Origin of the sequence: Gemmatimonas sp. (assembly GCF_021298855.1) — a bacterium.
Classification (GTDB): Bacteria; Gemmatimonadota; Gemmatimonadetes; order Gemmatimonadales; family Gemmatimonadaceae; genus Gemmatimonas.
The window spans coordinates 1-11642 of sequence record NZ_JAJTHI010000022.1; the positions used below are offsets into that span (position 1 = coordinate 1).

The following is an 11642-nucleotide window of genomic DNA, read 5'->3' on the forward strand; positions in this document are numbered from 1 at the left end:
AGACGGCGTCATGTGAGACGGCGTCATGTGAGACGGCGTCATGTGAGACGGCGTCATGTGAGACGGCGTCATGTGAGACGGCGTCAAGTGAGACGGCGTCAAGTGAGACGGCGTCAAGTGAGACGGCGTCAGGTGAGACGGCGTCAGGTGGGACGGCGTCATGGATGACGGCCGGACCGGTGACGGCGGGGAGCCACGGAAGACGGCCTGCGTTGTGGTGATGATGCGCGCGTAGGATGGATGACACCGGCCGGGAAGGGCGGGGCTATCGTGGTGCATGAGCGATCCACGAAACCTCAGGGTGCTGGAAGCGGCGCTGTACTTTGCCGACGCCGTACACCAGCGCATCGACCGTCACGACTTCACGCGGGCGCCGCGCCTCCGGGCGCAACTGCTTCGTGCCGTCGACTCGGTGCCGGCCAACATCGCCGAAGGGGCGCGTGGCACTCGCGCCCAGTTCGCCAATCACCTGCGTATTGCGCGCGGTTCGGCCGACGAGGTGGGCGTGCATCTGCGCGTCGCGCGCCACGCCGGTGCCATTGCCGAGTCGGAGTACTGGCGCTGCGAGAACAAGCGCGTGCTCGTGTGCAAGATGCTCACCCGCTTTCTCCGCACACTGGATGAGGAAGAGGCGCATGCTCACCATCGTGAGCACATGCGACGGTCCCCGCCGTAACCCGCCGTAACCCGCCGTACCCCGCCGTAACCCGCCGTTACCGGTCCGGCCGTCTTCCATGACGCCGTCCCACGTGACGCCCTTCCCATGACGCTGTTCCCGCCAGTCCCCGCCAGCCCCCGCCAGTCCCCGCCAGTCCCCGCCAGTCCCTCCCCTACCGCTTCCGCTTCCCTCCCGCCAGCGCCCGGTAGTATTCCTCCACCATCTGCCGGTATTCCGCTGGCGCCGTGGCTCGCGCCCCAACAGCCGGGCGCCCGTCGGCGCTTCCCGCGGCGGTGCGATACAGCGTGAACTCGAAGTCCTTGAGCCGGTCGAGCAGCGCCGTCTGCAGCTGCTCGAGCCCCTGCGGGTCCCCGAACGCCCCGGTGTTCTCCAGTTCTCGCATCGCCTGGATTGCGCGGTCGAGATCCTGTGTGTTCACCCCCTGCGCTGCCGCCTCGCGCCGCACCTCCTCGGCGGCCTGACGGCGCAGGCGGAACTCGCGCGCGAACTGCGTGGCCTCTCCGCGCGGTATCCCGCCACCACTGCGCGGCGCGCCTGCAGCCATTCCACCCTGTCCCGGCTCGTCGCCCGGCATACCACCGCCGCGCGCGGCGCCCTGCGCTGCGCCACCACGGTTCCCGCCTTGCTGCCCCTGCTGCCCCTGCTGCCCCTGCTGCCCCTGTTGCCCCTGTTGCCCCTGCTGCCCCTGCTGCCCCTGCTGTCCCTGCTGCCCCTGCTGTCCCTGCTGCCCCGGTCGGCCCTGTGCCCGATCTGCCACCCGGTCACGCAGCGATTCCATGCCCGCCACGAGCTCGCGCGTTCGCTCGAGCGTGCGCTCCTGCCCACGCGCCGCGCTCTCGCCCTGCAGCGCGCCACGCGCGGCGCGAAGCCGCTCCGCCACATCGCGAATGTTCTCGCCAATCTGATTCTCGAACGCGCCCGCGTACTCGCCGCTGCCGCTGCGCGCGACCTGCTTGGAAAACTCGATCTTGTCGGCCAGTCGCGTATCACGAATGGCATCGGCCGCCCCGCTCAACTGACCGGCAGCCTTGGGCTGATCCCGACGCGCCGATCGTGACAGGCGATCGGCCTCGCTCTCGAGGCGACGGACCTCGTCCGCCAGCCGGTCCTTCTGCTGCGACAGTTGCTGCAGGCGCTGCCCGCGTTCACTGGGTGAGGCCTCGGGCAACCCCTGAACCGCTTCCTGGATCTGCTGCTGCTCCTCCTCCAGCCGGCGCGCCTGGTCGGCCAACTGCTGCACGCCGCGTGAGGTACTCGAGGCCCGAGCCCCCTCCAGATTGCGCGCCGCGCGATTGAGCTCCTCGAGAGCGGCATTGCCCTGCGCCGCCGATCCGGTGGCGGCACGACGCATGTTGTCGGCCGCCTGCTGCAACTGTTCGGCCGCACGCTGCAGCTCCGGATTGCTCTGCTCGCGCGCCAGCCGCTCAAGACGGCGTGCTTCCTCCTCCGCCTGTCGCGCCAGCTCCCGCTGTGCGCCGCTTTGGCTGCTGTTGCCGTTCGCGCCGCCCGGTCGCGCGCCTCCGCTGGCGGAGCCGCCACTGGCACCGCCGGCCGCACCACCCGCGTCCGCCAACCGCTGCCGCATCGCCTCGGCCATGCGCTGCAACCGCTCGTTCTCCTGTTGCTGGCGGCTGGCGAGCTGTCGCAGCTTCTCGAGGGTCTCGTCGACCTGAGGCTGCGACGGATCCGCCGCGCGCTGCTGCTGCATGGTTTCGTACTGATTGCGCTGCTTGTCGTTCTCCAGTTCGAAGAGGTCGGCCAGATCTTCGGCACGCTGCTGTCCACCGCCGCCGCCGCCACCCCCCCCGCCGCCGCCCCCCATCTGGACCTGCACATCGCGATAGAGCGCCTCAGCGCGTTGCAGGCGCTGCAGCGCGCGCTGCTCCGGCGGCAGCGCGCCATTGCCGCGCACACGCCCGAGCTGCTCCTCGGCGGCCTTGAGTTCCACCGCGGCCTGCTGCAGTTCCCCGCGAATCTTCGCGAAGGTCGTGTCCTGCGCGGCCACGCCGCGCTCGGCCAGGCGCTTCACCAGCTGCTCCACATCCTCGCGCAAGCGCCCTTCGGCAATGGCCAGCGTCGTCATGTTCTCGCGGCGCACCTTGTCAGTGGTGCTCGCGCTGTCGCGCAGCCAGTTGAAGGTGCCGGCCACCACGTCCCGCTGGCGCGCCACGAATCCATCGGGTGAATCGCCCTGGGGCTGTCCGGCACCGCCTGGCTGCGGTGACTGCGCGCGCTGGTCCGACTGTCGGTAGTCCTTGCCGAAGGGACGCACCTCCAGGAAGTACACATCGCTGCTCCCCACCAGCCCGGCGCCGTCCCGGGCCACCGCGTGGTACGCCACCAGATCGCCAGGCTGCAGCGCGAGCTCCTCGAGGAACAGCGTGTGGGCGCCACGCGCATCCCGCGGGCGCCGTGTTCCCCCGGTCACCTGCACACGCCGTTCCTCGCCGCCGTTCACGCGGTAGCGAAGTTCCAATGCGGTCACACCCAGGTCATCGGTCGCCTGCAGGGCAATCGTGACCTCATCCGTGTTCAGGACCTTGGTGTCGCGCCCCGGCTCCTCGATGCGCACCACGGGGGCGCGATCGGGGATCGCATCCACGACATACTCCACGGCGCCGGCCACGGTCGTGCCGTCGGTCGTGGTGAGGTCCACGTGATAGAAGCCACTCCGGCGTACCGTGAACGCGCCCACGAGGGTGCTGTCGCCTTCACGCGTCATCGCCACCGTCCGTCCATCATCGAAGCGCAACGTGCCGCCACCCACCGTGCGGGTGACGCGCGCGCGAACGGTAACGGTCGTGCCCACCACCGCCGCGACATCGCCGGTGTCCTCGATCTTCTCCGGCGGCAGCCCGCTGTATGCCGGAAAGCGCAGGTCGAGCGACACACGCGACACGGCCGGCAGGTCGTTCACGGTCAGCGTAAAGACCGCCGATCGCACGTCGGCCGACTCCACGTAGTACTCGGTGCGCTGTACGATATCGAACAGGCGCGACCGGAACCGCGCCGAGTCGGCGTCGGACGCCATGGGCAGGCGTTGCCAGGCACCGGTGTCGTTGCCCGCACTATCGCTGCGGAACACGAGTTCGGCGCTCGAGGCCGCGAATCCCACCAGCCCCGCTTCCACCTCGATGGCGCCGCCGCGCGGCACACTCACGTTGCCGGGGGTAATGGCCAGCATGCGCACCGGCACGGCCGCCTGCGCCGTACCAAAGGGGACGAAGAGCACGCGGGCGCCATCCCGCACCGCCTGCGGCCCCAGCCAGAGCAGCGCCGCCGCGACGGCAACGATACCGCCGAAGGACTGCATGGCGCGCACGATGCGCGGACGCTCGAGCGCCATGCGGGACTCGAGTGGACGAATCGCTGCCACGGCCCGCTGCATCACGCGCGCCGACAGCGTGGGCGACGGACGCTGCGCTTCGGGGAGCTGCGCTTCCTGTACGGCGGCCAGCAGGGCCTGGCGCAACGACGGCTCGCGCTCTTCGACGTACAGTGCGAATCGTTCATCCGACGCGCGCCGCAGCAACGGCACGATCAGGCCGCGCACCAGCGCGACCGCGATCAGCAGGTAGCCCACCGCGCGCGCAATGGCCGGTCCCGTCTCATTGCCGGCAAAGAGCCGCAGCAGCCCCCATGCCGACACCACGGCAAGAAGCGTGGCGACCGCGAGCCACACCAGCGATTCGCACAGCACACGCAGGCGCCACTGCCTCCGCAGCGCGTGGAGTGTCACGAGCAACTGCCGGTCGGGACTCATAGGGGCTGCTCCGGAATGGGTGTCGCGGCGTGCGTTGGCTGGGCAATCACGTGGTGCGCTCCGCACCTGAGCGTGTCGACGGCTGCGCGACCACCCGTCGCGCCGTGCCGCGCCGGCCGCGCGTGGCCAGCACCGTTTCAAGCGTCAAGGCCAGCAGGGCCAGCAGCAGCAGCACGCGCCAGGGTGACTGCCGCCGCTCCAGTTCCTGGTCGGTCTGCGGACCGGCGCTGCGTTGCGCCGCGCTGTCCGAGGCTGCGGTGGCACCGCCCGCCTGCACACCAAGCAGGAGTTCGGCCGAGTCCATGGGCGTGAGCACCGATTCCGATGTCGGCACATTCACGGCCAGCAGCGCCGCCGGTTCTCCGCCCACCCGATTGGCAAACGCGCGATAAACACCGGCATCGGCCACTGGCACGGCCGCACCCAGCGAGTCGGCCGTTGGGCGGAGCAACGTACCGTCTGGTGACTCGACCACCGGGGCCGCGAGTGTGCCGGGGAGCGCCCACCGGTCTCCCGTGCCACGCCAGAGTGGCGCAGCATCGCGGCCGGACGCGTGCAGCACGAGCTGTCGCACGAACGGCAAGTAGGCGGGCTGGAGCGGGAAATCGCCGGCGGTGTTGTCGAGCGGCAGGGCGAGCAGCAGGAGACGGCCGTTGCCGACCCGCCGTTCGAGGATGGCCGGCAGGCCGTCATCGAACCGCGCGAGCACATCGGCGTCCGGTTCCGCGTCGAGTCGGGCATAGCGGAACATCCGCACCGCACCAAGCGCATCGGCATTCTCGCGGAAGGGAGCGAAGAGCGGATGTTCCGTGCGCAGGTCGCGCAGCGTTCCCCCGCGGTCGGACAGGCGATCGGCCGTGCCGGCCAACGAGGCCGGGAGGAGCGGTGACACCGACCCGCGACGCTCGGCCAGCCGACGTCCGACCACCACGATCGCGCCTCCGCCCTCCTCCAGCCACGGTGTGAGCGTGGCATCGGGGAGCATATCCCAGAAGACGCGCACCGCGGCCGGTCGCGCGGTGCCGCCGGGCATCCCGCCGGGGCGCGACACCAGCACCGACGGCGCGCGGCCAATGCCCAGCGCGCGCTCGAAGTACAGCGTTTCGCCACTACCCGACAGTTGCACCACCAGATCGTCATCACGCGGTACGACCGCGACGAGCGTGTCGTCGGCCGCGAGCGCATCGGGGCTCATGGCCACCTGTACGGCAACCGCGCCGTCCGGTGCGGGCACGGGATCGAACGTCACCACCGTTTCACCGCCCGCACTCACCTGGACCGTGCGCGTGGCGGCATCACGCCCGTTGATCACGAGGTGCACGGTGCGCTCCACGGGCGCGTCGCCGCCATGGCGGCGCACCCGCGCCTTGACCGCCAGCACCGTGCGGGCCTCCTGCACGACGCGGCGTGCGTCGAGGGCATGTACCGTGGCGTTCTCCCACGATGCCGGCCCCACGGGGATGCCGCGCACCATCACGCCCGCGGGCAGCTCCACTCCCGCCACGCCGATCGCCCCGGCCCGCTGCAGGTCGGAAACCACCAGGATCTCCGCGGCCGCGAAGGGGGCGTCGAGCAACAGCTGGCGCGCCGTACGCAACGCCGGTGCCAGCCGCGTGCCGCGACGGCGCGGCGACAGCCCGTTGAGCGACGCCAGCACCGCTGCCCGGTCCGTGGTGAGTCGCTGCCGGGTTTCCGCCTGGTCGTCGTAGGTCACCACCGCGATGCGATCACCGGCGTCCAGCCGCCCCACCACGGCGCGGACCGAGTCGAGTGCACGGGCCCAGGTGCCCTCGTACCCCATGCTCTGCGACCGGTCCAGGAGCAGCACCACGGCCCGCGAACGCGAGTCGGTCCCTGCGGCGCCCCGCGCGCGGAAGAGCGGGCGCGAGAACGCGAAGACGAGCAGCGTGAGCAGCAGCAGCCGGAGCAGCAGCAGCGGCCAATCGCTGACCCGCTGCCGTTGCTCCGTGCGGATGGTGATCTGCTCGAGAAACATGAGCGACGGGAATCGCTGCGGCCGGTCGCGATCACGGTGCCGCAAGTGCAGCACAAGCGGAACGACCAGCGAGGCGAGGCCGGCGAGAAAGGCGGGAACGAGGAAGTTCATCGCCGTCTGCTCATCGCACGCGGCCGCGCGAGAGCCGCGCGTCGAGGTACGCATGCAGGGCCCGGTCGAGTGGCTCGCTCGTGTCGAGCCTCACGTAGTCGGCGCCTGCCGCGGCCAGGCGGGTCTGCAGCGCCGCATGATGCGCCGTGACCAGTGCCTGGTACTGCTCGCGCAGCACGCGGGGCTTGAGCGGCAGCAGGGCGCCACTCTCCGCATCCTCGAAGGTCGTATCGTCGTCGCCTGGCAGGTCGCGTTCCGCCGGGTCGACCACATGGAAGACGATGCAGTCGTGGCCGTGCATGCGCAGCGCATCCACGGCGCGACCAAGGGCCGCCGGCTGCTCATAGCAGTCGGTCACCAGCACGATGATCCCGGCCCGTTGCGACAGCAGGCCGATCTTGGCCAGCGACGCCACCAGCTGACTGGGGCCGCCCGCGGTCGTGGTGGCCAGCGTATGCAGGAGGCGCTGGAGATGCCGCACCGACGGCGGGATGACCTCCTCCAGCTCCTGCGTGAAGGTGGCCAACCCCACCCGGTCTCCCTGGCCCTGCGACAGCCACGCCAGACTCGCCACGAGCATGCGGGCGTACGCGAACTTGGTCACGGCACCGCTGCCGTACTGCATGCTCCCCGACGTGTCCACGGCAAAGAGCACACTGGCGTTGGTGTCCGCGTCGTACTCCTTGATGTAGAACCGGTCGGTGCGTCCGTACACGCGCCAGTCGATGCGCCGGAGATCATCGCCGGGCTGATACGAGCGATGCTCGGCGAAGTCCAGTGACGAACCCTTGCGCAGGCTGCGATGCTGCCCGTGCATGAAGCCGTCCACGACGGTGCGCGCGAGCAGCGCGAGATCGGCGATCGTCGCGAGCAGCGCAGGGTCGAGGAATGCGGCGGGGGCGGCGGGCACGGTGCTGGGCTCAGAGGGAGGAGCGGGGCACGGACACCGAGTCGAGCAGGCGCGCCACCATGGCATCGGTGGTGAACTTCTCCGACTGCGCCTGGAAATTCACGAGCACGCGGTGCCGCAGCACGGGACGGGCCAGCGCCTTCACATCGTCGAATCCGGCACTGGCGCGCCCCTGCAGCAACGCGCGGGCCTTGGCCCCGAGGACCAGGGCCTGCGCCGCGCGCACCGACGCGCCGTAGCTCACGTACTGCTTCACGTAGTCGGGGGCGCCGCCCTCGCTGGGACGCGTGCAGCGCACCAGCTTCACGGCATAGCGCGTGACCGCATCGGCAATGGGCAGCCGGCGTACCACCCGCTGGTAGGCGAGGATTTCTTCCTTGGAGACCACCGGGTGTACCGCGTCCGGCGGCAGTGCCGTGGTCGCCTTCACCACCGCCACCTCGTCTTCCTCCGGCAGGTAATCCAGCATGACCTCCAGCATGAACCGGTCGAGCTGCGCCTCCGGCAGGGGATAGGTGCCCTCGAGCTCGATGGGGTTCTGCGTGGCGAAGACGAAGAACGGCTTGTCGAGCTCGTAGGTGCGTCCCTGCACGGTGACGCGCCGTTCCTGCATGGCTTCCAGCAGTGCCGCCTGAGTCTTGGGTGGAGTGCGATTGATCTCGTCGGCGAGCAGCACGTTGGCGAACACCGGCCCGGGCATGAAGGCCAATCGGCGCTGTCCGGTGGCCGGGTCATCCTGGATGACGTCGGTGCCGGTCACATCACTCGGCATGAGATCGGGCGTGAACTGGATGCGCGAGAACTTGAGGTCGAGCGCACGCGCCAGCGTGGAGATGAGCAGCGTCTTGGCCAGCCCAGGGACACCCACCAGCAGGCAGTTGCCGCCGGCAAACAGCGCCACGAGCGCCTGTTCCACCACGGCATCCTGCCCGACGATCACCTTGCGGAGTTCGCTGGCGATGCGCTGACCGGCACCCTGCAGACGGTCAGCGAGGGCGGCGTCGTCGAGGCGATCGAGTTCGGAAAGAGGGGCAGTCACGCAGGTCCTCGGTGGGGGGAAGAGTCAGCGGGTCAAGGCGTAGATCACGTAGTTCACGCCCAGCTTGTACGCTTCATTCGACATGTCGACAGGGAACATCCCCACGTCGGAGAACTCCCACATCTCCGACAGGTCGTTGTTGTAGTTGGCGATCGCCAGCAGCCGCTTGCGCGGATCGTTGTCCTCGAAGAATCCGTAGAACACCGCCTTGAGCCCGTAGTACGGGTGCGTGTAGTCGAGGGAGGTGATCTTGTAGAACGAATCGAAGATGGGGTGTGAGGCGTCCAGCGGGACGGCGCGCACGGTGGGGAGTACGCGCTGCATCTGGCTTTCGAAGTTGAACCAGTGCTGCCCGGCAAAGTCGTCGAAGATGATGAAGCCGCCCTTCGCGAGATAGTTGCGCAGCCCGAGCACTTCCTTGTCGTTGGGGCGCCAGAATCCCGGCTCGGCCATGTACGCCACGGGGTACTTGCCCAGCAGCGGATCATCGAGCGTGAGGATATTGCTCGCGCCCAGGCGGACGCGCGCCGTGGAGAGCTCACTCACGATCTTGGTGAAGTGACGCTCGCCCCGCGGATAGTCGTGTGACCACGGCAAGTCGCGCCCGCCGCGAAAGCCACTGCTGCTGCTGAAGTCGGGGAGAATGTACTTGACGCGGACCCAGGTAAGCCGTCCGTCGTACGGCACGTTCGGTTCGAATTCCGGCGCTCCGCGGCGCCGCTGGCCCTCGACCGCCACCAACGCCACCAGCGACAGCAGGGCGCCCGCCGTTGCGGTCCATCGGCGCCACCAGGTTGTCTCCCCTCTCCTCACGGCGTTCCTCCGCGTTTGCGCAGTTCGAGCAGCAGTTGCTGCGCGCCCTCATAGCTGGGCGCGTCCTCCAGCAGGCTCAGCAGCTCGCGTCGTGCCGCCGCCGTGTCGCCACCTGCCGCGAGCGCGCGGGCAAGTTCGAGCCGTGCGTCCATGAGATCCGGTGGCCGCAGGGCAATCACCGCGCGCCGTTCGCGAACCGCCCGCGCGTGATCTCCGGCCCGGGCGGCGAGCACCGCCAGGGCTTCATGGTCTCCCGCCGTATACGGCCAGATCCACAACAGCCTGTCGAGCGCCGCCATGGCGCCCGTCAGGTCGCCACGCCGTTCGCGCAACTCCGCTTCCAGCTTGTTGGCATCAAAGGCGGTTTCATCGCGTGTGGTGACCTGTTCCACCATGGCCAACGCTCCCGTGGTATCGTGCGCGTCGAGCGCCAGACGCGTGAGGTACCACGCGGGGCCGTCATCACCGGCGTAACTTGGAAACAGCCGGTGTGCCCGCTCGAAGAGCAGCCGCGCGGAATCGCGCTGGGTGTCCATGGCACGCACCGCCCGTTTCATGGTCTGCACGAACTCCCCGCCGCTGCTGTCCCGTCCGCCGGTCCCACCAATGGCCTGCAGCTCCGTGGCGAACCGCTGCCGCAGCCACCCATCGAACTGCGCGTCCACCTCCGGCAGGCGCAGGCCAAGCACACGTTCCATGGCGGCGGGCGTGTCCGCTCCCTCACGGAACGCCACGAGCAGCGCCGGAAGGGCGCCCGCTCCCTTGGTGCGTTCCACCCACTCGCAGAACAACGACGCCTGGTAGTAGCTGAACGAGGTCTCCTCAGGATACCGCGGACGCATGAAGCCATCATTCATCTGGCTGACCGGACGCAGGCGTCCGGCGTGGTACGCCAGAAGCCACGGCAACGTCGTGCGGGCGCCCCATCCCACATTCGCGCGCCGCTCCTCGAGCACCGAGAGCCCTTCCGACAGCCACCGGGGAACGCGATGCCCCGAGGCACCCAGCGTGAACGCGTGCGTGAGCTCGTGCCACGCCGTGCTCCCCCAGTTGAACGTCCCGCGCTCTCGTGCATTGGGGGTATCCATGGCCAGCAGGCTGCCAAAGCTCACGCCAAGCGCCCCCAGTCCCGTGAGCCCCACGGTGCGCACCGAGAAGTCGGCATGCTGCCGGAAGAACTCGAGACGCACCGGCGTGGGCGCCTGGTACCCATACCGGCGTGCGAGGGAGTCGTAGGCCTGCTCGAGCAGCGGCACGATGTACAACGCCAGCAGCGCGGCATCATCGGACGGTGCCACGACTTCGAATCGTCCCTGCCTGACGGTGCGGAACCCGCGCATCTTGTCCAGCAGGTCCAGCGTGTTCTTGTGCCACAGATTGAAAGGATCGAGCGCAAAGGCCCGCTCCACCGACAGCCGCCCGGCATCCAGCTGACCGATGCGCAGCTGATTGGTGCCCAGGACTCCGAGCGCCCGTGCCGAGAGGCTGTCGAATCGCACGGCCTGCTCCGCCAGACGCACCGCCTCCGCATAGCGGCGCTGCCGAACGGCGGCTTCGGCCAGGGCGGTGTAGAACTCGGCAGGGCGAGGCTGCAGCAGGGTGGCGGCCCGCAGGGCGCGCTGGTACGTGGCGGAGTCGCCGCGGAGCCACGCCTGTGCCCCCAGCACCGACCACGCCGACTGCAGCGTACTGTCCGCGCGCACGGCGCGTTCGGCCACGGCACGGGCCGAGTCGAACGCCTCGGCATCGAGGTGCAGGCGGGCCACGTACGACAGCACGCGCGCACTCGCGGGCGCCGCCGCGAGCGCCTGGCGTGCCGTGGCCATGGCCGTGCCCTTCCCCTCGAACTCTTCCACCATGGCAAGCCCCAGCAGCGCCTCCGCGTCGCCATCCGCGCGGGCGAGCACCGCCTCGAACGAGGCGCGCGCCTCGGGGCCGTTGTACGCGTCGAGAAAGAGCTGCCCAAGGCGCCGGCGCGCGTCGAGGTTGCCCGAATCGGCGGCCACGGCACGATCAAATGCGGCCAGCGCCGCGCGTGTCGCCGCGGCGTTCCCCGTGGCCAGCAGCGCGTACGCGCGACCGGCCTCGCTGTGGTCGGCGCTGCTGCGCGTGCCGGTCTGTTCGTAGGCGGTCGTGATGCGGCGCGCCCGGGCCATGGCGTCGGTGCGGTCACCGCGCTGCGCCGCCGCCTCGGCCGCGGCGATCTCGGCGCCGAACCGATCGGTGCGCGTTGGCACCTGTGCGCAGGCGGCGGAGAGCGGCACTTCGAGCAGCACACTCAGCAGGCTACCCGCCATCACCAGCCAGCGGGACGCCCTCCGGCGACGCACG

Annotated in this window: 7 protein-coding genes; 1 reads left to right on the forward strand and 6 read right to left on the reverse strand. The window is 69.8% G+C overall.

The window, feature by feature from the left end; genetic code table 11:
* Positions 1-277: 277 nt before the first annotated feature.
* Entirely contained in the window at positions 278-676 is a 399-nt protein-coding gene (locus tag LW840_RS08110) for a four helix bundle protein (protein WP_291267634.1), read from the forward strand.
* A 154-nt stretch (positions 677-830) separates the two neighbouring features.
* Here LW840_RS08110 and LW840_RS08115 read toward each other — a convergent pair whose 3' ends face one another.
* Genes LW840_RS08115 through LW840_RS08140 form a run of 6 tightly spaced genes read right to left on the reverse strand, consistent with a single transcriptional unit; the run spans position 831 to position 11608 of the window.
* Positions 831-4442, reverse strand: coding sequence for a DUF4175 family protein (locus LW840_RS08115; protein WP_291276782.1), 3612 nt, complete (start codon positions 4440-4442; stop codon positions 831-833).
* A gap of 46 nt (positions 4443-4488) precedes the next feature.
* The gene (locus LW840_RS08120) at positions 4489-6549 is read right to left on the reverse strand and encodes a BatA domain-containing protein (protein ID WP_291269520.1); all 2061 of its coding nucleotides are present in this window, start codon (positions 6547-6549) and stop codon (positions 4489-4491) included.
* 10 nt (positions 6550-6559) lie between these two features.
* Positions 6560-7459, reverse strand: a complete 900-nt coding sequence (locus LW840_RS08125) for a DUF58 domain-containing protein (protein WP_291273240.1) — start codon at positions 7457-7459, stop codon at positions 6560-6562.
* Between the two features lie 10 nt (positions 7460-7469).
* Complete coding sequence (locus LW840_RS08130) at positions 7470-8498, reverse strand: MoxR family ATPase (RefSeq protein WP_291269518.1); 1029 nt, start codon at positions 8496-8498, stop codon at positions 7470-7472.
* Between the two features lie 24 nt (positions 8499-8522).
* Positions 8523-9311 (reverse strand): DUF4159 domain-containing protein, encoded by a 789-nt coding sequence (locus LW840_RS08135; RefSeq protein WP_291269517.1) that lies wholly within the window; start codon positions 9309-9311, stop codon positions 8523-8525.
* Positions 9308-11608: a tetratricopeptide repeat protein gene (locus LW840_RS08140; RefSeq protein WP_291276783.1), complete on the reverse strand. Its 2301-nt coding sequence runs from the start codon at positions 11606-11608 to the stop codon at positions 9308-9310. Before LW840_RS08140 ends, LW840_RS08135 begins: the two co-directional genes overlap by 4 nt.
* Positions 11609-11642: the final 34 nt, after the last annotated feature.

Coding starts and splice junctions, on each gene's coding strand:
- LW840_RS08110 (WP_291267634.1), top strand. CDS start 278: ATGAGCGATCCACGAAACCTCAGGGTGCTGGAAGCGGCGCTGTACTTT.
- LW840_RS08115 (WP_291276782.1), bottom strand. CDS start 4,442: ATGAGTCCCGACCGGCAGTTGCTCGTGACACTCCACGCGCTGCGGAGG.
- LW840_RS08120 (WP_291269520.1), bottom strand. CDS start 6,549: ATGAACTTCCTCGTTCCCGCCTTTCTCGCCGGCCTCGCCTCGCTGGTC.
- LW840_RS08140 (WP_291276783.1), bottom strand. CDS start 11,608: ATGGCGGGTAGCCTGCTGAGTGTGCTGCTCGAAGTGCCGCTCTCCGCC.